Origin of the sequence: Shinella sp. M31 (assembly GCF_049199205.1) — a bacterium.
In the GTDB taxonomy this organism is placed as follows: domain Bacteria; phylum Pseudomonadota; class Alphaproteobacteria; order Rhizobiales; family Rhizobiaceae; genus Shinella.
The window spans coordinates 28259-49127 of record NZ_JBLZPH010000042.1; the positions used below are offsets into that span (position 1 = coordinate 28259).

General features: G+C 64.2%; 20 protein-coding genes. 17 read left to right on the plus strand and 3 right to left on the minus strand.

Translation table 11 applies throughout. The annotated features are described in order from the left end of the window. Both cobN and cobO read left to right on the plus strand, forming a co-directional pair. On the plus strand, window positions 1-3280 hold a 3280-nt coding region (gene cobN / locus ACOZKU_RS06220), incomplete at its 5' end, for a cobaltochelatase subunit CobN (protein WP_421578112.1). Between the two features lie 11 nt (window positions 3281-3291). Then, the gene (gene cobO / locus ACOZKU_RS06225) at window positions 3292-3933 is read left to right on the plus strand and encodes a cob(I)yrinic acid a,c-diamide adenosyltransferase (protein WP_117366362.1); all 642 of its coding nucleotides are present in this window, start codon (window positions 3292-3294) and stop codon (window positions 3931-3933) included. A gap of 132 nt (window positions 3934-4065) precedes the next feature. Here cobO and ACOZKU_RS06230 read toward each other — a convergent pair whose 3' ends face one another. Further along, the gene (locus ACOZKU_RS06230; protein WP_314084564.1) at window positions 4066-4851 is read right to left on the minus strand and encodes a TSUP family transporter; all 786 of its coding nucleotides are present in this window, start codon (window positions 4849-4851) and stop codon (window positions 4066-4068) included. Between the two features lie 165 nt (window positions 4852-5016). On the opposite strand from ACOZKU_RS06230, the gene ACOZKU_RS06235 reads away from it, so the two are divergent. The 7 genes from ACOZKU_RS06235 to ACOZKU_RS06265 all read left to right on the plus strand — a co-directional run bounded on the left by ACOZKU_RS06235 (window position 5017) and on the right by ACOZKU_RS06265 (window position 11560). After that, window positions 5017-6009 carry a serine hydrolase domain-containing protein gene (locus tag ACOZKU_RS06235; RefSeq protein WP_421578113.1) on the plus strand — a complete coding sequence of 331 codons (993 nt, stop codon included), beginning with the start codon at window positions 5017-5019 and terminating at the stop codon, window positions 6007-6009. Window positions 6010-6362: 353 nt separating this feature from the next. Continuing rightward, window positions 6363-6848, plus strand: coding sequence for a cobalamin biosynthesis protein (locus ACOZKU_RS06240; RefSeq protein WP_314084557.1), 486 nt, complete (start codon window positions 6363-6365; stop codon window positions 6846-6848). Next, a complete protein-coding gene (gene cobA / locus ACOZKU_RS06245; protein ID WP_421578114.1) occupies window positions 6848-7690 on the plus strand; it encodes a uroporphyrinogen-III C-methyltransferase in 843 nt (280 codons plus the stop codon). Before ACOZKU_RS06240 ends, cobA begins: the two co-directional genes overlap by 1 nt. Continuing rightward, window positions 7687-8991 carry a cobyrinate a,c-diamide synthase gene (locus ACOZKU_RS06250; protein ID WP_421578115.1) on the plus strand — a complete coding sequence of 435 codons (1305 nt, stop codon included), beginning with the start codon at window positions 7687-7689 and terminating at the stop codon, window positions 8989-8991. The genes cobA and ACOZKU_RS06250 overlap by 4 nt, the downstream gene beginning before the upstream one ends. Further along, window positions 8988-9995, plus strand: coding sequence for a threonine-phosphate decarboxylase CobD (gene cobD / locus ACOZKU_RS06255; protein WP_421578116.1), 1008 nt, complete (start codon window positions 8988-8990; stop codon window positions 9993-9995). The genes ACOZKU_RS06250 and cobD overlap by 4 nt, the downstream gene beginning before the upstream one ends. A gap of 3 nt (window positions 9996-9998) precedes the next feature. Then, on the plus strand, window positions 9999-10979 hold the full coding sequence (cbiB, locus tag ACOZKU_RS06260) for an adenosylcobinamide-phosphate synthase CbiB (RefSeq protein WP_421578117.1): 981 nt from the start codon (window positions 9999-10001) through the stop codon (window positions 10977-10979). Between the two features lie 152 nt (window positions 10980-11131). Continuing rightward, the gene (locus ACOZKU_RS06265; protein ID WP_421578118.1) at window positions 11132-11560 is read left to right on the plus strand and encodes a L,D-transpeptidase; all 429 of its coding nucleotides are present in this window, start codon (window positions 11132-11134) and stop codon (window positions 11558-11560) included. A 10-nt stretch (window positions 11561-11570) separates the two neighbouring features. Here ACOZKU_RS06265 and ACOZKU_RS06270 read toward each other — a convergent pair whose 3' ends face one another. Beyond that, complete coding sequence (locus tag ACOZKU_RS06270) at window positions 11571-12296, minus strand: Crp/Fnr family transcriptional regulator (RefSeq protein ID WP_421578119.1); 726 nt, start codon at window positions 12294-12296, stop codon at window positions 11571-11573. Between the two features lie 209 nt (window positions 12297-12505). On the opposite strand from ACOZKU_RS06270, the gene hemN reads away from it, so the two are divergent. The 8 genes from hemN to ACOZKU_RS06310 all read left to right on the plus strand — a co-directional run bounded on the left by hemN (window position 12506) and on the right by ACOZKU_RS06310 (window position 20289). Beyond that, window positions 12506-13855, plus strand: a complete 1350-nt coding sequence (hemN, locus tag ACOZKU_RS06275) for an oxygen-independent coproporphyrinogen III oxidase (protein WP_421578120.1) — start codon at window positions 12506-12508, stop codon at window positions 13853-13855. A 130-nt stretch (window positions 13856-13985) separates the two neighbouring features. After that, complete coding sequence (locus tag ACOZKU_RS06280) at window positions 13986-14264, plus strand: acyl carrier protein (RefSeq protein ID WP_117366351.1); 279 nt, start codon at window positions 13986-13988, stop codon at window positions 14262-14264. A gap of 121 nt (window positions 14265-14385) precedes the next feature. Then, window positions 14386-14868, plus strand: coding sequence for a 3-hydroxyacyl-ACP dehydratase FabZ family protein (locus ACOZKU_RS06285; protein ID WP_421578121.1), 483 nt, complete (start codon window positions 14386-14388; stop codon window positions 14866-14868). Between the two features lies 1 nt (window position 14869). Further along, on the plus strand, window positions 14870-16060 hold the full coding sequence (locus ACOZKU_RS06290; RefSeq protein WP_421578122.1) for a beta-ketoacyl-ACP synthase: 1191 nt from the start codon (window positions 14870-14872) through the stop codon (window positions 16058-16060). A gap of 10 nt (window positions 16061-16070) precedes the next feature. Continuing rightward, window positions 16071-17357 (plus strand): beta-ketoacyl-ACP synthase, encoded by a 1287-nt coding sequence (locus tag ACOZKU_RS06295; RefSeq protein ID WP_421578123.1) that lies wholly within the window; start codon window positions 16071-16073, stop codon window positions 17355-17357. A 13-nt stretch (window positions 17358-17370) separates the two neighbouring features. Continuing rightward, window positions 17371-18399 (plus strand): zinc-binding dehydrogenase, encoded by a 1029-nt coding sequence (locus ACOZKU_RS06300; RefSeq protein ID WP_421578124.1) that lies wholly within the window; start codon window positions 17371-17373, stop codon window positions 18397-18399. Between the two features lie 10 nt (window positions 18400-18409). Then, window positions 18410-19339 (plus strand): lipid A biosynthesis lauroyl acyltransferase, encoded by a 930-nt coding sequence (locus ACOZKU_RS06305; protein ID WP_421578137.1) that lies wholly within the window; start codon window positions 18410-18412, stop codon window positions 19337-19339. Between the two features lie 323 nt (window positions 19340-19662). Then, entirely contained in the window at window positions 19663-20289 is a 627-nt protein-coding gene (locus ACOZKU_RS06310; RefSeq protein WP_314084523.1) for a PAS domain-containing protein, read from the plus strand. Window positions 20290-20292: 3 nt separating this feature from the next. On the opposite strand, the gene ACOZKU_RS06315 is transcribed toward ACOZKU_RS06310, so the two are convergent. Beyond that, on the minus strand, window positions 20293-20775 hold the full coding sequence (locus tag ACOZKU_RS06315; protein ID WP_314084520.1) for a hemerythrin domain-containing protein: 483 nt from the start codon (window positions 20773-20775) through the stop codon (window positions 20293-20295). Between the last annotated feature and the right edge of the window lie 94 nt (window positions 20776-20869).

A 20869-nucleotide genomic window follows, 5' to 3' on the forward strand; every position in this document is an offset into this window, starting at 1 on the left:
CGGCAACAAGCCGGAGCCGGCGACACCGCTGGAAAAGGCCGGCATCTGGTGGCCGGGGCGGGGCGTCGTGGACGTCGAGACGTGGCGGGAAGAGGCTGGGCGAAGAATGGTCGCGGGGGAGGGATTCGAACCCCCGACAGCGGCCATCAGCTTCTACCGTGCCTATGTCCAGAGCGGCGAAACCCGCCCCGTCGAAATGCTGATCGAGGCGCTTGCGGCGGAGGGCATCCGCGCCTTGCCGCTCTTCGTATCGAGCCTCAAGGAACCCGTTTCCATCGAAACGGTTCGTACCGCCTTCGCTGAAATCCAGCCGGAAATCGTGTTGAACGCCACGAGCTTCGCCGTTTCCGCGCCCGGTGCCGGCCGCAAGCCGACGGTGCTGGACGAAACCGGCGCACCAGTATTGCAAGTCGTGTTCTCCGGCTCCTCACGCGAAGCATGGGAAGTCTCGGGACAGGGGCTGACGGCACGTGATCTCGGCATGAACGTCTCGCTGCCGGAAGTCGATGGCCGCGTGCTCTCCCGCGCTGTCTCCTTCAAGGCCGCAGCGCGTTACGACGAGCGCGTCGAAACCAATATCGTCAGCCTCGATCCCGTCGAGGACCGCATCCGCTTCGTGGCGAAACTCGCCGCCGGCTGGGCAAGGCTCCGCCGGACGACGCCGGCCGAGCGCCGCATCGCGCTGGTCATGGCGAACTATCCGAACCGCGACGGCCGCCTCGGCAACGGCGTCGGCCTCGACACGCCCGCCGGCACCATGGAAGTGCTGCGCGCCATGGCGGCGGAAGGCTATGCGGTTGCGGATTTGCCTGCCGACGGTGATGCGCTGATCAACCATCTGATGGCCGGGCCGACCAATGCGGCAAGCGACGGCCGCGAAATCCGCGAAACGCTTTCGCTGAATCATTACAACGCTTTCTTCGCGTCACTTCCCAAATCGATTCGGGACGAGATGACCGCCCGCTGGGGCGTGCCGGAAGACGATCCTTTCGTAACGGGCGACGTCTTCGCCCTGCCGCTCGCCCGCTTTGGCGAAACGCTGGTCGGCATCCAGCCGGCGCGCGGCTACAATGTCGATCCGAAGGACACCTACCATTCCCCGGATCTCGTGCCGCCGCATGGCTATCTCGCCTTCTATGCCTTCCTGCGCCAGCATTACGGCGCGCATGCCATCGTGCATATGGGCAAACACGGCAATCTCGAATGGCTGCCGGGCAAGGCGCTGGCGCTGTCGGAGGCGTGTTATCCCGAGGCCGTGCTCGGCCCTATGCCGCATCTCTATCCCTTCATCGTCAACGATCCCGGCGAGGGTACGCAGGCCAAGCGCCGCTCCGCCGCCGTCATCATCGACCACCTGACGCCACCGCTGACCCGCGCGGAGACCTACGGCCCGCTGAAGGACCTCGAAGCCCTCGTCGACGAATATTACGACGCTTCCGGCGGCGATCCGCGCCGCATCAAGCTCCTGACCAAGCAGATCCTCGATCTGGTGCGCGATATCGGCCTCGACAGCGACGCCGGCATCGCCAAGTCCGATGGCGAGGAGACGGCGCTGCAAAAGCTCGACGCCTATCTCTGCGACCTCAAGGAAATGCAGATCCGCGACGGCCTGCACGTCTTCGGCGTCTCGCCGCGAGGCCGGCTGCTGACTGACCTGACGCTGGCGCTTGCCCGCGTGCCGCGTGGCCTGGGCGAAGGTGGCGAAGCGAGCTTGCAGCGGGCGATCGCGGCGGATGCTCTGGATGGTGTCGCCTTCGATCCGCTCGACTGCATCGGTTCCGATCCATGGAGCGGGCCGCGCCCCGCCGTACTGGCTGAACAAATCGATGCGCCTTGGCGCAGCCATGGTGACACGGTCGAGCGCATCGAGCTTCTGGCCGCAAAGCTGGTGGAGGGCACGCTGGCCTGCCCGGATGGTTGGACCGCTACCCGCGCCGTGCTCGACATGATCGAGACCTCCATTCGCCCGGCCATCGCCGCCTGTGGCCCCGCCGAAATCTCGGCGCTGATGCGTGGCCTCGATGGTCGTTTCATCGAGCCCGGCCCCTCCGGCGCACCGACGCGTGGACGTCCGGACGTGCTGCCGACGGGCCGCAATTTCTACTCTGTAGACAGCCGTGCCGTGCCGACGCCGGCAGCCTGGGAACTCGGGAAGAAGTCCGCCGAACTCATCGTCACACGCTATGCGCAGGACCATGGCGAATGGCCGACCTCCTTCGGCATTACCGCCTGGGGCACCTCCAACATGCGCACCGGCGGCGATGATATCGCGCAGGCCATGGCGCTGATCGGCGTCAAGCCGACCTGGGACATGGCCTCGCGCCGCGTCACCGGTTTCGAGATCATTCCGCCCGCCATGCTGCGCCATCCGCGTGTCGACGTGACGCTGCGCATCTCCGGCTTCTTCCGCGATGCCTTCCCCGAACAGATCGCGCTCTTCGACCGCGCGGTGCGCGCCGTGGGCGCGCTCGACGAGGACGATGCGGACAATCCGATTGCCGCCCGGATGCGCGCGGAGGCGGCCGTGCTTTCCGCCAGGGGGGCATCCGATGCGGACGCCGCCAAGCAAGCCGGTTTTCGCATTTTCGGCGCGAAGACCGGTGGTTATGGCGCCGGCCTGCAGACCATGATGGACGAGGGGTTGTGGACCGATCGCGGCGATCTTGCCGAAGCCTGGCTCGAATGGGGGGCGCACGCCTATGACGGCGAGGCCGACAGCGTGCCGATGCGCGAGCGGCTGGAGGCACGTATGAAGAGCCTGCAAGCCGTCATCCAGAACCAGGACAGCCGCGAGCATGACCTGCTCGACAGCGACGAATATTATCAGTTCGAGGGCGGCATGGCGGCGGCCGTGCAGCATCTCTCCGGCCAGCAGCCCGTCATCTACCACAACGACCTGTCGCGCCCGGAAAAACCTGTCGTGCGCACGCTGGAGGACGAGATCGGCCGCGTCGTGCGCGCCCGTGTCGTCAATCCGAAATGGATCGATGGCGTCATGCGCCATGGCTACAAGGGTGCCTTCGAGATCGCCGCGACGGTCGATTTCATGTTCGCCTTCGCCGCCACGACGGGGGCAGTGAAGGACCATCATTTCGAGGCTGCGTATCAGGCCTATGTGCTGGATGAGCGCGTGCGTGATTTCCTGATGCGGAAGAACCCGGCGGCACTCGCCGAAATGGCGGCGCGCTTCGCCGAGGCGATCGATCGGGGGCTGTGGACGCCGCGCTCCAATTCCGCGCGTTTCGAACTGGACATGCTGGGCGCGCGCAAGGCGTCCTGAAAGGGAAAAAGATGACCGAGAACCACGACGAAACCGCCGGCATGACCGAGGCCGAGCTTGCCCGCCATTCCGAGAAGATGGCGAAGAAGAAGCAGGCGCGTGAAAAGATCATGGCGACGAAGACGGACGAGAAGGGCCTTATCGTCGTGCATACCGGCAAGGGCAAGGGCAAGTCGACGGCCGGTTTCGGCATGATCTTCCGCCACATCGCCCACAAGATGCCCTGCGCCGTCGTGCAGTTCATCAAGGGCGCCATGGTGACGGGCGAGCGCGAGCTGATCGAGACGCATTTCTCCGATATCTGCCAGTTCTATACGCTCGGCGAAGGCTTTACCTGGGAAACACAGGACCGCGCCCGCGACGTCGCGATGGCGGAGAAGGCCTGGGAGAAGGCCAAGGAACTCATCCGCGACGAGCGCAATTCCATGGTCCTGCTCGACGAGATCAACATCGCGCTGCGCTATGACTATCTCGACGTCAATGCGGTCATCGACTTCCTGAAGACCGAAAAGCCCTACATGACCCATGTCGTGCTGACGGGTCGCAACGCCAAGGAAGAGCTGATCGAGATTGCCGACCTCGCGACCGAGATGGAGCTGCTCAAGCACCCGTTCCGCTCGGGCATCAAGGCCCAGCAGGGCGTCGAGTTCTGATGGCGGTTTGCCCCTCATCCCCCTGCCGGGACCTTCTCCCCGCAAGCGGGGAGAAGGGCGAAAACGGCGAGCCCATCGTTCCTCGCCCCGTTTACGGGGAGAGGATGCCGGCAAGCAGGTGAGGGGCGGACTTTACCAGCCGAGCCAGACGCGCAGCGGATGGCTCGGATCGGCCATCAGGCGGATGGCGAGCGCAATCGAGGTCACGACGAGCAGCGGCTTGATGATTTTCGCGCCGCTCTTCATCGCGACGCGCGAGCCGGCCTGCGCGCCCAAGAACTGGCCTGCGCCCATCACGAGGCCGACCTTCCACAGGATGACGCCGTAAAACAGGAAGACGGCGAAGGCGCCGACATTCGAGCCGAAATTCAGAAGCTTGGTGTGCGCCGTCGCCTTCAGCACGCCGAAACCGGCGAGCGTGACGAAGGCCAGCATGAAAAACGACCCTGTCCCGGGGCCGAACACGCCGTCATAGAAACCGATGGCCGGCACGATAGTGACGGTGAAGAGAAAGACGCTCATGCGGCGGTGCTGATCGACATCCCCGATATTCGGCTTCAGCCCGAAATAGACGGCGATTGCCACCAACAGGAAGGGCAGGATCGCCTTCAGCACATCGCCGGGCACGATGGTGGCGAGCACTGCGCCGAAGACGGCGCCGAGGGCGGACAGCGCCGCCATCGGCAATTGCTCCGACAGCCGCACGTGGCCGGCACGCGCATAGGCGAGCGTTGCCGAGCCCGAGCCGAACAGCGATTGCAGCTTGTTGGTGCCGAGCGTTTCCAGCGGCGGAATGCCGGCGATCAGCATGGCGGGAATGGTGATCATGCCGCCGCCGCCGGCGATGGAATCGATAAAGCCCGCAAGGAAGGCCGCGAAAAACAGGAAGACGAGGATGTGGAGGGCGATATCGGCCAAGGCGGGACTCGAAGGGATCAGCGGAGGATGTTTCCTGACTTCTGTCAGACTGCGGGGTAAAAGCAAAGCCCGCCTGCTTCAACGCCCTTGTGCCGGGCGCGCAACGCGGATCAAGCGAAAGGCGAGGGGCATTGTAGGGTGATCCTGCAACGAAGAGGTGGGGCGATGGTGGAAGCACAATGGATGAAGGCCCCGGCGGAGGCGGCCGGTTTCAATGCCAGCCTAGAACGCATGCTGCTGGCCGGTCTCGAATCGGGCCTGATCCGCGATGTGCATGCGGTGCTGATCAACCGCGGCGACAAGCTGGTGCTGGAGCACTATCGCGCCGCGCCGGACGAGAGTTGGGGCCGTTCGCTCGGTACCGTGGCCTTCGATGCCGAGACGCTGCACGACCTGCGCTCGGTGACGAAGAGCGTTACCAGCCTGCTCTACGGCATCGCGCTCGACCGTGGCCTTGTTCCGCCGCCGGAGGCGCCGCTTCTGGAGCAATTTCCCGAATACGCCGATCTTGCCGCCGATCCGGCCCGTGCCGATCAGATGATCGGCCATGCGCTATCCATGACGCTCGGTCTCGCCTGGGACGAATACCGCTCCTACGCCGATCCGCTGAACAGCGAGATAGCCATGGAGAACGCGCCGGATCGTTATCGCTTCGCGCTCGAACAGGCGGTGGTCCAGGCAGCCGGCATGCACTGGACCTATTCTGGCGGGGCAACCGCACTTGTCGGTGCGATCATCGAACGCGGCACCGGCCAGCGTATCGACGATTTCGCCCGCGAGGCGCTGTTTGCGCCGCTCGGTATTGCGCATTTCGAATGGCTGAGCGGGGCGGATGGCGTGGCATCGCCGGCATCGGGCCTGCGCCTCACGGCGCGCGATCTTCTGCGGATCGGCCGCCTGGTGCTGGATGGCGGGCGCATCGGCGAGCGGCAGATCGTGTCGCGCACGTGGATCGAGACGTCGCTGTCGCCGAAAGCCACCACGGATGACGGTCTCGGCTACGGCTATTTCTGGTTCCTCGGCGAGGCGCCGGTCCTCGGTGCACCAAAACGCTGGATGGCCGGGTTCGGCAATGGCGGCCAGCGGCTCTGGCTGATGCCGGATGCAGATATCGCCTGCGTCATCTTCTCCGGCAACTACAACGCGCCGGATGCGTAGGTATCGCCGACGCGTCTCGGGCGCGAAATCGTTCTGGCCAATCTGACGATGCTCCAGAGTATGGCCGGTTCAGATTGAACCGATCATACTCTGAGTTCTTCTGTTTTCGTTTGTCTTTTCGCGAAAACCGGTTCCCACTTTGACAAACTATAGCGCATGCCGTTTCCGGCGTGCCGGATGCCGCAATCCGGTTTGACCGGCCTGCCGCCCTCCGGTACTAAGAAAGCTGCGACGGTGCCCGCTGGGCGGGCCGAGCGGTGTCCGGTGCGGCCGACCCAGACGGGGCCAGAACCGGAACTGTCGGAAGACGGCGAAGCCGGGCTCTTTCGCGTGGAATTTTGCGAGAGACCGCCATGCGCGCTGAGGCCCCATTTCCCGAAACCGGACGTTTTCTCGTCCTCGGCCTCGGCTGCGAACGCGGCACCCCGCCTTCCGAAGTTCTCGATCTTTCGCTTGCAACACTCGCGCGCCTTGGCGCCGCACCGGAAATGGTCGCCTTCATCGCTACGCTGGATGTGCGGGTGGAGGAGCCGGCCATGCATGCGGTCGCCCGGCATTTTTCCGTGCCGCTGGTGACGTTCCCGGCAGCACGCCTTGAGGCCGAGACACCGCGTCTCGCCAACCCGTCCGACATCGTTTTTGCCCATACCGGCTGCCACGGCGTTGCCGAGGCCGCCGCACTCGCGCAGGCGGGACAGGGCGGGCGGCTCGTTGCGGAAAAGACCAAGTCGGCGCATGCGACCGTCGCAATCGCCGAATCTTTCCAGTCGCTTGCCGCCGTTTTCTCCGCAAGCGATTCCGCTCCTTCGCATACTGATTCAAGCCGGGAGCATGCGTGATGCAGACCCTTTTCTCCGCCCTCCCGTCGATGGAAAAAGGCAGCGTCTGGCTCGTCGGCGCCGGTCCCGGCGATCCCGGCCTCTTGACGCTGCATGCGGCGAACGCCCTGCAGCAGGCCGATGTGATCGTGCATGATGCGCTGGTGAATGCCGAGTGCCTGTCGCTCGCCCGCCCCGGGGTGCTCCTGGAATTTGCCGGAAAGCGCGGCGGCAAACCCTCGCACAAGCAGCGTGATATTTCGCTCCGGCTTGTCGAACTGGCCCGCGCGGGGCATCGTGTGCTGCGCCTCAAGGGCGGCGATCCCTTCGTCTTCGGCCGTGGCGGCGAGGAAGCCCTGACGCTGATCGAGCACGGCGTTCCCTTCCGCATCGTGCCGGGCATCACCGCCGGCATCGGCGGGTTAGCCTATGCCGGCATCCCGGTGACCCATCGCGAGGTGAACCACGCGGTCACCTTCCTTACTGGCCACGATTCCTCCGGCCTGGTTCCCGATCGCATCAACTGGGAGGGCATCGCCAAGGGCTCTCCTGTTATCGTCATGTATATGGCGATGAAGCATATTGGCCAGATCGCGCAAAACCTCATCGCCGGCGGACGCTCAGCGGACGAGCCGGTCGCGTTCGTGTGCAATGCCGCCACACCGGAACAGCAGGTGCTGGAAACCACGCTGGGCCGTGCCGAGGCCGATATGGAGGCCGCAGGCATCGAGCCGCCGGCCATCGTCGTCGTCGGCGAGGTCGTGCGTCTCAGGGCCTCGCTCGATTGGCTCGGCGCGCTGACCGAGGGCCGCAAGCTTGCGCCCGATCCCTTCGGTTCGCGTGCATTCAAGGACCAGGCATGAGCGGTCTGCTCATTGCCGCGCCCGCATCCGGCTCCGGCAAGACGACAGTGACGCTCGGGCTGGCGCGGGCGCTGGCCGATGCCGGCGTGCCGCTCGTCTCCGGTAAAGCGGGGCCTGATTATATCGATCCCGCCTTCCATGCCGCCGCCAGCCGCCGCGCCTGTCTGAACTACGATCCCTGGGCCATGCGCCCCGAACTCATCCGCGCCAACGCCGCGATGCAGGCGGGGGCGGGCGATTTTCTGCTGGTCGAGGCGATGATGGGCCTGTTCGACGGCGCGGCCGACGGCACCGGGTCGCCGGCCGATCTCGCCGCCACACTCGGCCTGCCGGTCGTTCTGGTCGTCGATTGCAGCCGCCTGTCGCAGTCGGTCGCCGCCATGGTGAAGGGCTATGCCGATTTCCGCAGCGATATCCGCGTGGCGGGCGTCATCCTCAACAAGGTCGGCAGCCCGAAACACGATATGATGCTGCGCGGCGCGCTGAATGCCGCTGGTATCGAGATTTTTGGCGTGTTGGAGCGCGATCCGGGCCTTGCCTTGCCGGAGCGCCATCTCGGCCTCGTGCAGGCTGCCGAACACGGCGGCCTTGAGGGTTTTATCGCCCGCGCGGCGGAGGCCGTCGCGACCCGTTGCGATATCAACCGCCTCCTGGCCGTTGCCGCGCGCCATGCCTTGCCGCCCATGCCGGCCATTTCGCTGCTGCCGCCGCTCGGCCAGCATATCGCCATCGCGCGCGACACGGCCTTTGCCTTCGCCTACGAGCATCTGCTGCTCGGGTGGCGCGCGGCGGGTGCCAGCCTCTCCTTCTTTTCGCCACTCGCCGACGAGGCCCCGGCCGTGGATGCCGATGCCGTCTATCTGCCGGGCGGCTATCCCGAGCTTCATGCGGAGACCCTTGCCAATGCCGGCCGTTTCCGCCTAGGCATGCAGGATGCGGCGCGCCGGAACGCGCGCATCTACGGCGAATGCGGGGGCTACATGACTTTGGGGGAGGGACTGGTCGCCGCCGATGGTTCGCGCCACGGTATGCTCGGCCTTCTGCCGCTCGTGACGAGCTTTGCCGAACGCCGCCGCCATCTTGGTTATCGCCTCGTTGCCCCGCTCGCCGGCTCCGGTTTTTCCCAGTCCATGACGGCGCATGAATTTCATTATTCGACGGTAGCGCATGAGGGAGAGGCGGACCGCCTTTTCGCCGTCACCGATGCCATGGGCGAAGACCTCGGTACCGCAGGCCTGCGGCGCGGCGCCGTCAGCGGCTCCTACATGCATCTCATCGACCTTGCGGCGGAGGCGGCATGACCGCGCCGCGCATCGTCCACGGCGGTAGTATCGCTGCGGCCGCCGCACGTTTCGGCGGCCGTCCCGAGGATTGGCTGGACCTCTCCACCGGTATCAATCCGACGCCTGTCGCGCTTCCTGAAATCGACGTCGCCGCCTGGCATCGCCTGCCGGACCGTCATCGGCAGGACGAGGCCCGCGCCGCTGCCGCCCATTATTACGGCACACCGAACGCCTTGCCGCTTCCCGTGCCTGGCACGCAATCGGTCATTCAGCTCCTGCCGCGTCTCGTGCCCGCCGGTCGCCGCGCTGCGGTGCTTGTCCCCACCTATGGCGAGTATGCCCGCGTGCTGGACAATGCCGGTGTCGCCGTGGACCGCATCGACAATCTCGATGCCGCCACCGACGCGCATGGCCTCGTCGTGGTCGTCAATCCGAACAATCCCACCGGCCGCCTGTTCGATCGGGAAACGCTGCTTGCGCTCCATGCGCGGGTCTCGGCCAGGGGCGGCCTGCTGATCGTGGACGAGGCCTTCGGCGACTTGCGTCCCAAAACCTGCATCGCGCCGCTTGCCGGAGACGGAACGCCCGGCCTTCTCGTCTTCCGCTCCTTCGGCAAATTCTTCGGCCTCGCCGGCCTGCGCCTCGGTTTCGTCATCGGCGAAAGCGCCGTCCTTGATCGCATCGAGGACGGCCTTGGTCCCTGGGCGGTCTCGGGACCGGCGCTGACCATCGCGACGAAGCTGATGGCATCGGATACCGGCCCCATCCGTGACGCCATCGCGACGCGTAAGGCCGCGCTCGATGCAGCGCTGGCCGCGGGCGGCCTCGATGTCATCGGCGGCACCGGCCTGTTCTCGCTGGTCGAGCATCCAGATGCGGCGGCCATTAACCACCGTCTCTGCCGCCATCGCATCCTCGTGCGCCCCTTCGACTACAATCCACGCTGGCTGCGCTTCGGCCTCGCACCCGACAGCGCCGGCGACAAGCGCCTTGCCGAGGCCCTTGCGGACAGGGCAGGGTAGGCGATGACCGCAACGCTGTTGATCCTGTTCCTTGCGCTGATTCTCGACCGCCTCGTCGGCGATCCGGATAAGCTGTGGCGGCATGTGCCGCATCCGGTCGTGCTGTTCGGCCGGGCGATCGGCCTGATCGACAAGCTGTTCAACGGCAAGCGCCTTTCGGCGGAGACGAAACGCTTCAACGGCGCGGCCGGCATTGGCCTGCTGCTGGCGGCGAGCCTGTTTTTCGGCTTCATCCTGCATGCCTTACTGGCGCGGCTCGGTCCGCTCGGCTTCGCGCTGGAGGTTGTCATCGTCGCGATCTTCCTTGCCCAGAAAAGCCTGCACGATCACGTGCGCGCCGTCTCCCGGGGCCTCAAGCGCGGCGGCCTCGACGGCGGGCGCCAGGCGGTGTCGATGATCGTCGGGCGCGATCCGGCAAGCCTTGACGAACCGGCCATCTGCCGGGCCGGCATCGAGAGCCTCGCGGAGAATTTTTCGGACGGCGTCGTGGCGCCTGCGTTTTGGTATGCGCTGCTCGGCCTGCCGGGGCTCTTCGCCTACAAAATGCTGAACACCGCCGATTCCATGATCGGTCACAAGAACGCGAAATATCTCGATTTCGGCTGGGCCTCCGCCCGGCTGGACGATCTGGCCAACTGGCCGGCCGCGCGCCTGTCCATTGCCTTCATTGCGGCCGGCGCCTGGCTCCATAAAAGCAGGGCAGCGGCGCGGGCGGCCATCGGCACGGCCCTGCGCGACGCGGGCCTGCACCGTTCGCCCAATTCCGGCTGGCCCGAAGCGGCCATGGCGGGCGCCCTCGGCATCGGCCTTGCCGGCCCGCGCATCTATGGCGGCGTGCGCGTTGACGAACCCATGATGAATGCCGGGGGGCGCACCGTTGCAACCGTCGCCGATATCGATCTTTCCTTGCGGATATTTTACGGCGCCGGCGCCGGACTTGCCGTTTTCGTGCTGCTTCTAGCACTGCTTTCGGCTTTGCTTTGAAGGCGCGACGGCGCAATTGATAAAATTTTACGCCTTAACTTCGTTTTCTTTTCCCCACCTCCGTCAATATTGCGGAAGGTTGAAACGTCTATATTCTGTCTCGTCGTGAGACATAGCGTGCAAGCTATGCAAAAACGTTTTGAGGGGAAGTCATGCGTACCTTGTTTGCGACCGCGGTCGCGTTCCTTCTTGTTTTATTCCAGGCCGAAGTTGCCCTTTCCGCCAATCTCGTGGCGCAGGTCAGCCTTTCTTCGCAAACCATGGTCGTTACTCAGAACGGCATGGTAAAATATCGCTGGCGCGTCTCCACCGGCCGCAAGGGCTATGGCACGCCGACCGGCACCTGGTCGGCGAAATGGGCTTCCCGCAATCACCGTTCGCGCAAATACAACATGGCGCCGATGCCGTTCGCGGTGTTCTTCAAGGGCGGTTATGCCGTGCATGCGACCTATGAGACAAAGCGGCTGGGGCGCCCGGCCTCGCATGGCTGCGTACGCCTGCATCCGGACAATGCGGCGACCTTCTTCCAGATGGCCAACCGCAACGGGCTGTCCAACACGAAGATCGTGATTACCCGCTGAACCTGAAACGTCAGTCGTTGCCGGCATAGCGCATCAGGCGGTCCATGTCGGGAACGGTGACATGCCGGTTGTTTTCGATGTGGATGACGTTTTCCTTGCGCAGCTTGGTGAACTGGCGGCTGACCGTTTCGATGGTCAGCCCGAGGAAATCGGCGATATCGGCGCGCGACAGCGGCAGGTCGAAGGCCGACATGTCGACGCTTTCGGGGTCGATGTGGGTGGCGATCAGGTAGAGGAAGCTTGCGACCTTCTCCTGCGCCGTCTTGCGGCCGAGCGTCAGCATCCAGTCGCGCGCCTCGTCCAGCTCCTTCAGCGCCTGCTGGTGCAGCATATGCTCCAGCTCCGGCGTCCGTTTGACGAGTCGGTCGAGCACGTTGCGCGGGAAATTGCAGACCTCGCTGTCGGTGGCCGCTTCCGCCGTAATCGCGCTTTCGGTGAGGAAGGGGCGGCCGAGGAAATCGGGCGCGAATTGCAGGCCGACGATTTGCTGGCGGCCGTCCGCCATCACCTTGGTCAGCTTCACCACGCCGCGCATGATATTGGAATAGTTCACGACCGTCTCGCCCTGGCCGATCACTTCGGCGCCCGTCTCCAGCCGGTGGCGGGAGGAGTGCTTGTTGAGCTCGGTCAGCTGCTCGGCCGTCAGCGCGCCGCAGACGCCGCCGTGACGTGCCTCGCAGGCGCGGCAGACGACGGGAATGTCGGAATTGTGGATATCCCGGCGGCGAACTTCCATGGCGGTTTTCCTTCTCGCCCGGCGGCTAAGCGGCGCAACGTTGCCGTGCTACCGCACGCAGCCGTGAACATAAAGCGTGCCGTCTCGCGGCAAAATAGCGCTTCCTGACTATTGTCAAATGCTAGCGCAACCAATCCGCTTTGCACTTGATCAAAATCAAATGGCATGCGGGTTCTTCGGGTTATTTCCTGCGCAAGCAGGAGAGACCCATGCAGGATGCACTCGTCGAACGCCTTTCATCACCGGTTCCGCGCTATACAAGCTATCCGACCGCCCCGCATTTCAACGAAAGTATCGGACCGGAGGTCTATGCCGGCTGGTTGTCGACGCTGACGGCGGCGAATCGCCTCTCGCTCTATGTGCACATCCCCTATTGCGACCGGCTTTGCTGGTTCTGTGCCTGCCACACCAAGCAGACGCTGCGCTATGAGCCGGTCGAAGCCTATCTCAGGGGGCTTCATGCCGAGATCGCGGCCATCGGCGGCCGTGTGGACCGTGCCGTACCCGTCACCGCGCTGCATTTCGGCGGCGGTTCTCCGACGCTGCTGCGGCCGGATGACCTGCGGGCACTAAAAGCCTGTCTGGAGGCGAATTTCAGCTTTGCCGGTAATGCCGAGATTTCCGTCGAGATGGATCCGAACGATCTCGATGACGAAAGGCACGATGCGCTCGCCGAAATCGGCATGACGCGCGCCAGCCTCGGCATCCAGGATTTCGATCCCAGAGTGCAGAAAGCGATCAACCGCCTCCAGACCTTTGAGCAGACGCGCGGCGTGGTGGAAGCGGCGCGGGCGCGGGGCGTACGCTCGGTCAATTGCGACATTCTTTACGGGCTGCCGTTCCAGACAATGGAGACGCTTGCGGAGACCGTCCGCGCCGTCGTCTCGCTTTCGCCCGACCGGATCGCGCTCTTCGGCTATGCGCATGTACCGTGGATGAAAAAGCATCAGACGATGATCGATGAGGCGGCCTTGCCCGGCATTCTGGCGCGGTTCAAGCAGATGCGGATGGCGGGAGAGATGTTGGTCGCAGCCGGTTATGAGGCCGTCGGCATCGACCATTTCGCTTTGCCCGCCGACCGCCTGGCGGCAGCCGCCCGCAACGGCACGCTGCGCCGCAATTTCCAGGGCTATACCGATGACCAGGCCGATGCCCTGATCGGGCTCGGCGCATCGGCGATCGGCCAGCTGCCGCAAGGCTATATCCAGAACATGCCGGCGACGGGCGAATATCTGCGCCGGGCGGAGGAGGGTGGTCTTGCCGCGGTGCGCGGCTATGCACTCACCGACGAGGACCGCGCCCGCGCCTATGTCATCGAGCGTGTCATGTGCGATTTCGGCTTTTCCTTCGCGGATGTCGCCGGTCAATTTCCGGCATTTGCCGGCGTTATCAGGGGAGAGGCGAAGACCTTTGCCGCATCCGACAAAGACGGCCTTTGCTGTATCGAGGAGGGGCGCTTCCGGCTGACGCCGGCGGGCCGCCCCTTTGCCCGCGCCGTGGCTGCGGTCTTCGACGCGCATCTGGCGAGCGGTCGCGGCCGGCATTCGGTTGCCGTTTGAGGCCGGGTGCGGCCATGTTGTTTGCGCAACACAGCCGTGTGCACTACGCTGGTCCCTCATCAAACCCATTGGCAATCGCGTCCGTTTTCCCTATAGGATCGGCCCAACTATAGATTCATGAGGTACGGGCGTGACTGCTACATTCGACAAGGTTGCCGACATCATTGCTGAGACGAGCGAGATCGATCGCGAGACGATCACGCCCGAGAGCCACACCATCGACGATCTCGGCATCGACAGCCTCGACTTCCTCGACATCGTTTTTGCGATCGACAAGGAATTCGGCATCAAGATTCCGCTCGAAAAGTGGACGCAGGATGTCAACGAAGGCAAGGTCGCGACAGAAGAGTATTTCGTGCTGAAGAACCTCTGCGCGAAGATCGACGAACTGCGGGCCGCCAAGGCCTGAGGCGAGACCGTCCGGCTGCGTTTCGCGGCTCTGTTCCGGACGATCCCGGTGCACAGGACATATGGCCTGCCGTCTTCGGCAGGCCTTTCGATTTCCGGACCCCGCCAGGGACGATAATCCGATGCTGCTTGAATATTTCCAGATGATCGACCGCGTGGAAGCTGTTGACGGCGCGCGCCGCGTGCTCACCGCCCGCTCGGTCGTTCCCTCCAAGAGCCCTGTCTTCGAAGGGCATTTTCCCGGCATGCCGCTCGTTCCGGGTGTGCTGCTCATCGAGACGATGGCGCAAGCCTCCGGCTTCCTCGTGTTGGCCGCCACAGACTTCGCGGCCATGCCGTTCCTGATGAGTGTCGATGGCGCCAAGATGCGCACCTTCGTCGAGCCGGATGCGGTGCTCGACATCGAGGCCGTGCTGGAGCATGACGGCTCGGGCTATGCCGTGACCAAGACGAAGATTTCGTCTGCCGGCAAGAAGGTCTGCGATGCGCAGCTGAAATTGCGCACCATGCCCTTTTCCGAAGTGCCGCTGGCGGACATCGTGCGTAAGCGTGCAGGCGAGGTGGGTTTGTTCGAGGCGCTCGCGGCGTCTGCTGAGGGGAATTGATATGGCCAACAACGATGTGGTGATCACTGGCGTCGGCATCGTCACCTGTCAGGGTGTCGGGGCCGAGGCGCATGTGGCGATCCTCGGTGGCGCGGCGGCGCCGGAAACCAAGATCGATACGGAGCGTTTCGCGCCCTATCCGGTGCATCCGATGCCTGAGATCGACTGGAACCAGCAGATCGCCAAGCGCGGCGACCAGCGCCAGATGGAAAACTGGCAGCGCCTCGGCGTCTTCACCGCCGGTCTCGCGCTAGACGATGCCGGCTTCAAGGACGATGCGGACGCCTGCGGCACCATGGACATGATCGTGGCGGCCGGCGGCGGCGAGCGCGACATCGCGGTCGACTCGCTGATCGTCGATGAGGGCCTGAAGCGCAACGACCGCGAACGTCTGCTCAACGAGAAGCTGACGACGGAACTCAGGCCCACCCTCTTCCTCGCTCAGCTCTCCAACCTGCTCGCCGGCAATATTTCCATCGTGCACAAGGTCACCGGCTCGTCGCGCACCTTCATGGGCGAGGAAGCGGCCGGCATCAGCGCCGTCGAGACCGCGTTCCATCGCATCCGCGCCGGCCAGTCGACGCATACGCTCGTCGGCAGCGCGCTCGTGGCCGAGCGGCAGGATGTCATCCTGCTTTACGAAGCCATCGGTGCGCATGCGACGGGTGGCTGGACGCCGCTCTGGTCGCGTGACGAAAATGCCGGCGGTGGCATCATTACGGGTTCGGCCTCGGCCTTCCTCATCCTCGAATCCCGCGAACATGCGCAAGCCCGCGGCGCGCGCATCTATGCGACGATCGACGCCATCGGCGGCGACCGTGGCTCGCGCGACGAGGGCCGGCTGGAAGCTCGGCTTGATCGTCTCGCTGAAGGCGCGGATGCCGAGGGAACCGTCGTGTTCTCCGGCGCATCGGGTGCCCATGAGGCTACGGCGCGCGAAAAGGCATGGCTCGGCCAGCGTTTTGCCGGCAGCGCGGTACGCGGCTACAGCGCCGTGACGGGGCAGGCGCTCGAAGCGCAGTTCCCGCTGGGCCTTGCGCTTGCCGCGCTGACCCTTGGCGCCGGTGTGAAGGTCGCTCCGTTCGATGCGAAGGCCGAGACCGCCATGGCGGCGGCCGCCAGGACGGCGGTCGTCACGACGGTCGGCCATTCGCGCGGCGAGGGCGTCGCAATTCTTTCCGCAGAGAAGTGAGGGTCCGGCCATGACGAACGCCGCTTACAGGGATCATCTGGGTCGCCCCATCGTCGCCGTCACCGGCATGGGCGTCGTTACCTCGCTCGGACAGGGTCTCAAGGACAACTGGACCGCGCTGACGGGCGGCGTCTCCGGCATCCACGGCATCACCCGCTTCCCGGTCGATGGGCTGAACACCCGCATTTCCGGCACGGTCGATTTCATCTCCGTACCCACTGAAAATCCGGTCGAGCGCTCCTATGCCTATGCCCGCGAGACGACGGACGAGGCGCTGGCGCAGGCCGGCCTCTCCGGCGACTTCGGCGGCCCGCTGTTCCTTGCCGCCCCGCCGATCGAGCCTGACTGGCGAGAGCGTTTCGAACTCGCCGATCGCGCGCCGCCGTCGCAGCGTCCGGGCGATGCCTATGACCGCTTCCTCTCCGTTCTGCGCGACAAGCCGGAACCCGCCCTGCATGAGGCCTGGGCCTTCGGCTCGATCTCCGAGCGTCTTGCCGACCGTTACGGCACGCGTGGCCTGCCGGTGACGCTGTCGACTGCCTGTGCCTCGGGTGCGACGGCCATCCAGCTTGGCGTCGAGGCGATCCGCCAGGGCCGCACCGACCGGGCGTTGACCGTCGGCACCGATGGCTCGGTAACCGCGGAAGCCCTCATCCGCTTCGCGCTGCTGTCTGCGCTTTCCACCCAGAACGATCCGCCGACCAAGGCGTCGAAGCCGTTCAGCAAGGACCGCGACGGCTTCGTCATCGCGGAGGGCGCTGCGACGCTCGTGCTGGAATCACTGGAATCGGCCATTGCCCGCGGTGCCAGGGTGCTCGGCATCCTCAAGGGCTGCGGCGAGAAGGCCGACCATTTCCACCGCACGCGCTCCTCCCCGGACGGCGGCCCGGCGATTGCGACGATCCGCGCGGCGCTGGAAGACGCCGGCATCGACGAGAGCGGCATCGGCTATATCAATGCGCACGGCACCTCGACGCCAGAGAACGACAAGATGGAGTATCTCTCCATGTCGACCGTCTTCGGCGACAAGCTGGCCGGCATCGCCGTCTCGTCCAACAAGTCGATGATCGGCCATACGCTGACGGCCGCCGGTGCGGTCGAGGCAGTCTTCTCGATCCAGACCATGCTGACCGGGACGCTCCCGCCGACCATCAACTACACAAACCCTGACCCGACGATCCAACTGGACGTCGTGCCGAACGTGAAGCGCGACAAGCAGGTTTCGGCGGTTCTCTCCAACTCCTTCGGCTTCGGCGGCCAGAACGCCAGCCTCGTGATGACGGCCGAGCCGGCCTGATAGGAACAAGACAATGCGTGCCCTCCAGCTTCTCGACGACCGCAAGCTCGAACTGACCGATATCCCGGAACCCGAGGCCCCCGGCCCGGGCGAAGTGACGCTGCGCGTCAAGGCCGTCGCGCTCAACCATATCGACGTCTGGGGCTGGCGCGGCATGGCGTTCGCCAAGCGCAAGATGCCGCTGGTCATCGGCGCGGAAGCCGCCGGCGTCGTCGAAACGCTTGGTCCGGGTGTCTCGAATGTACTGCCCGGCCAGCTCGTCTCGATCTACGGCGCGCGCACCTGCGGTCTTTGCAAGCCCTGCCGCGAGAAGCGCGACAATCTCTGCGAACATGTCGGCGGTGTGCACGGTTTCCATCTCGATGGCTTCGCGCAGGAGAAGGTGAACCTTCCCGCCCGCCTGCTCGTCCCGGCACCGCCCGGCGTGGATGCGGTCGCGGCAGCCCTTGCGCCTGTCACCTTCGGCACGGTCGAGCACATGCTGTTCGATAATGCCAAGCTTCAGCCCGGTGAAACGATCCTCGTCCACGCCGGCGGCTCTGGGATCGGCACGGCGGCGATCCAGCTTGCCAAGAAGATCGGCTGCACCGTCATCACCACCGTCGGCTCGAACGACAAGATCGAGAAGGCCAAGGCGCTTGGTGCCGACCACGTCATCAACTACCGCGAGGACCGTTTTGAAGGCGTCGTTCGCAAGCTGACGAAGAAGAAGGGCGTCGATGTCGTCTTCGAACATGTCGGCAAGGACACCTGGGCAGGCTCCATGCTTTGCATGAAGCGCGGCGGCCGTCTCGTCACCTGCGGTTCCACCTCTGGCGTCTCCACCGACATGAACCTGATGATGCTGTTCCAGCAGCAGCTCAAGCTGCTCGGCTCCTTCGGTTGCCGCATGGAGAACATGGCGGATGCCATGCAAAAGATGGCGCAGGGCATCGTTCATCCGGTCATCGACACGGAAGTGACCTTCGACGGCATCGCGACCGCGCTGGAACGCATGGAGTCGCGCCAGATCTTCGGCAAGATCGTCCTCAGACTGGATTGATCCGATGAAGATGCTCGTCACACGCCTCGTCCTGGCGCTGCGCAACACCAAGGACTGGCTGGTGGCGCAGTTCGCCTTCGGCCTGCTCAATCTGCTCAAGCTGTTTCCGGCCGACGGGGCGATCAACTTCGCCGACCGGCTGGTGCGCTGGATCGGGCCGAAGACGAGCCGGCACAAGCTGACGCTGACCAATCTGCGCAATGCCTTCCCGGAAAAGTCCGAGGTGGAGATCGAGGCGATCGCGCTCGACGCCTGGGGCAATATGGGCCGGCTTGCCGCGGAATATGTCTTCCTCGACAAGCTGTTCGATTTCGACCCGGAAAAGGCGACGCCGGGCCGCATCGAAGTCTCCGGCATTCCGCTCTTCGTGGATCTGCGCGACAATCCGCGTCCCTTCATCGTCTTCACCGCCCATAGCGGCAATTTCGAGCTGCTGCCGGTCGCGGGCGCTGCCTTCGGGCTGGATGTGACGGTGCTCTTCCGCCCGCCGAACAATCCTTACGTCGCCGAAAAGGTGTTCGAATTCCGCCGCGCGCGCATGGGCCATCTCGTGCCGTCGCACGCCGGGTCCTCGTTTACGCTGGCACGCAAGCTCGATGCCGGCGGACCGGTCGGCGTGCTCGTCGATCAGAAGTTCACCAAGGGCCTGCCGACGAAGTTCTTCGGGCGCGACGTGCAGACCAATCCGCTGCTGGCCAAGCTGGTGCGCCAGTTCAATTGCGAGGTCTATCCGGCGCGCTGCATTCGCCTGCCGGGCAATCGCTACCGGCTGGAGCTCGAACCGGCGATGGACATTCCGCGCAAAGAAAACGGTGCCGTGGATGTCGAGGCGACCGCGCAGATGCTGAACGACAAGGTCGAGCAGTGGGTGCGGGAATATCCTGGCCAATGGCTCTGGTATCATGACCGCTGGAACATCAAGCGCACGCTTATTACTTGAGTGCTTATGATTTCTTTCTTTGCGCTCAAAACTGAACGCATTCATTATTCGCAAAATATACAATTTTATCAAATATGGGTTTGACATCTTTCCCCGCGCTGTTACCATTTTGCTAATGTAAGCGCTTTGGACAGCGGAATTCGGTGAGGTGACGGTCAAAATCCTATCTTATTTCCGGACGGATTGAATAATGTAAGTGATCAAATTGCTGTAGATTTCAGCAATTCAGGGAGCATGAATTGAAAGCTCTTGTAGAGTTGTTCTGGTTTAAGTATTCGCAACTTCAGCATGCAGTAAAGACTGGAAACGAGAGACTCGTTTCCATGCTGGACAGGGAAATCGAACCGGCTCTGGCAACCGTGCTGCACAAGGAGGCGACAGACGCTTCCGAACTCAAGATCCAGTTCCAGTTCGTGGTGGATCTGCTTCGCGAAGAGGCGGAGGACAAGGCCTGCGTGCTCCGGCAGGCGCATAATTTCAAACTCCTTCTGGACCGCTATTTCGGCAACGGCGAGGCCGCACGGCCCTTCCGCGTGGAATTGCCCGAAACCGGACGCCCGATCATGTCGCCGCGCGTGGTGGAGGACGGCCTGATCAACGAGGCGATCCTCGACAGCCTGCCGGACCGCGTGGCGGTCGTCACGACGGATTATCGCTATCTCTACTCCAACCCGCTCAATGCGCGCAGTTTCAGCGAGAAACCCATCGATCTCGTCGGCCGGCACGTCGTCGAATTCATCGGCGTCCAGCGCTTCGAAGGCCGCGTGAAACGACATCTGGACCGCTGCTTTGCCGGCGAGATCGTCGAATACGACTATCTCTCGCCACGGCGCGGCTCGGCGATCACGCGTTGCCGCATGACGCCGTGCATGTCGGCCGCCGGACATGTGCTGGGCGCTATCCTCGTCTTGCAGGACGTGCTTGAAACACGCGGACCGATTGCGGCCTGAGCCCTAGGATGCCAGCCGGTCTGCGCGCAGCATGAACTGCTGTTCGAAGGCGATGTGACGCCGGATCGATTCGAAGAAGCCGCGGAGCATATAGCCTGCGGCTTCTGCGTTGACCGTGCCGTCGCCGCTGCCGAGCCGTGTCAGCGTGTCGGTCAGCTCTTCGGCAAAACACTCGTCCTCGACATGCTCGAACTTCAGTCGGGCAATGGAGGAGGCAAGCTCGTTATTGTCGGATGCCTGCCGTTCCAGCAACGGAAAGACGGTTTCCTCTTCATAGCGATGTACGCCGTTCACGAGTGGAATCAGTGACTTGGCGGCATAGATGCATTTCTGCCGGTTGATGTTGGCCGGCAGGCTGTCGGCGATCTCCTCGAGCGCCGCGCAGAGCGTCAATTGCGCGTCATGGGCTTTTTTCAGCCAGTCGAGCGAAGCGGCATCCGTCGGGCGATCCGAAAGCAGCCGGGCAATATTGTTGTAATCCGTCATCTTGTTTCCCTCGTTGGGGGGAGGCCGCGGCATCCGACGACGCGCGGCTGCGTCAACCTGTCCTTTGATGCCGCCGGCTTCCTTCCTCCGCCTT

Bases quoted from the DNA above. Each gene is read 5' to 3' on its own strand.
- ACOZKU_RS06305 (WP_421578137.1), top strand. From the start codon at position 18,410: ATGCTCGTCACACGCCTCGTCCTGGCGCTGCGCAACACCAAGGACTGG.
- cobA (WP_421578114.1), top strand. From the start codon at position 6,848: ATGCAGACCCTTTTCTCCGCCCTCCCGTCGATGGAAAAAGGCAGCGTC.
- ACOZKU_RS06290 (WP_421578122.1), top strand. From the start codon at position 14,870: ATGGCCAACAACGATGTGGTGATCACTGGCGTCGGCATCGTCACCTGT.
- ACOZKU_RS06300 (WP_421578124.1), top strand. From the start codon at position 17,371: ATGCGTGCCCTCCAGCTTCTCGACGACCGCAAGCTCGAACTGACCGAT.
- ACOZKU_RS06240 (WP_314084557.1), top strand. From the start codon at position 6,363: ATGCGCGCTGAGGCCCCATTTCCCGAAACCGGACGTTTTCTCGTCCTC.
- ACOZKU_RS06295 (WP_421578123.1), top strand. From the start codon at position 16,071: ATGACGAACGCCGCTTACAGGGATCATCTGGGTCGCCCCATCGTCGCC.
- ACOZKU_RS06250 (WP_421578115.1), top strand. From the start codon at position 7,687: ATGAGCGGTCTGCTCATTGCCGCGCCCGCATCCGGCTCCGGCAAGACG.
- cobD (WP_421578116.1), top strand. From the start codon at position 8,988: ATGACCGCGCCGCGCATCGTCCACGGCGGTAGTATCGCTGCGGCCGCC.
- ACOZKU_RS06235 (WP_421578113.1), top strand. From the start codon at position 5,017: ATGGTGGAAGCACAATGGATGAAGGCCCCGGCGGAGGCGGCCGGTTTC.
- hemN (WP_421578120.1), top strand. From the start codon at position 12,506: ATGCAGGATGCACTCGTCGAACGCCTTTCATCACCGGTTCCGCGCTAT.
- ACOZKU_RS06315 (WP_314084520.1), bottom strand. From the start codon at position 20,775: ATGACGGATTACAACAATATTGCCCGGCTGCTTTCGGATCGCCCGACG.
- ACOZKU_RS06270 (WP_421578119.1), bottom strand. From the start codon at position 12,296: ATGGAAGTTCGCCGCCGGGATATCCACAATTCCGACATTCCCGTCGTC.
- ACOZKU_RS06310 (WP_314084523.1), top strand. From the start codon at position 19,663: ATGCTGGACAGGGAAATCGAACCGGCTCTGGCAACCGTGCTGCACAAG.
- cbiB (WP_421578117.1), top strand. From the start codon at position 9,999: ATGACCGCAACGCTGTTGATCCTGTTCCTTGCGCTGATTCTCGACCGC.
- cobO (WP_117366362.1), top strand. From the start codon at position 3,292: ATGACCGAGAACCACGACGAAACCGCCGGCATGACCGAGGCCGAGCTT.
- ACOZKU_RS06285 (WP_421578121.1), top strand. From the start codon at position 14,386: ATGCTGCTTGAATATTTCCAGATGATCGACCGCGTGGAAGCTGTTGAC.
- ACOZKU_RS06265 (WP_421578118.1), top strand. From the start codon at position 11,132: ATGCGTACCTTGTTTGCGACCGCGGTCGCGTTCCTTCTTGTTTTATTC.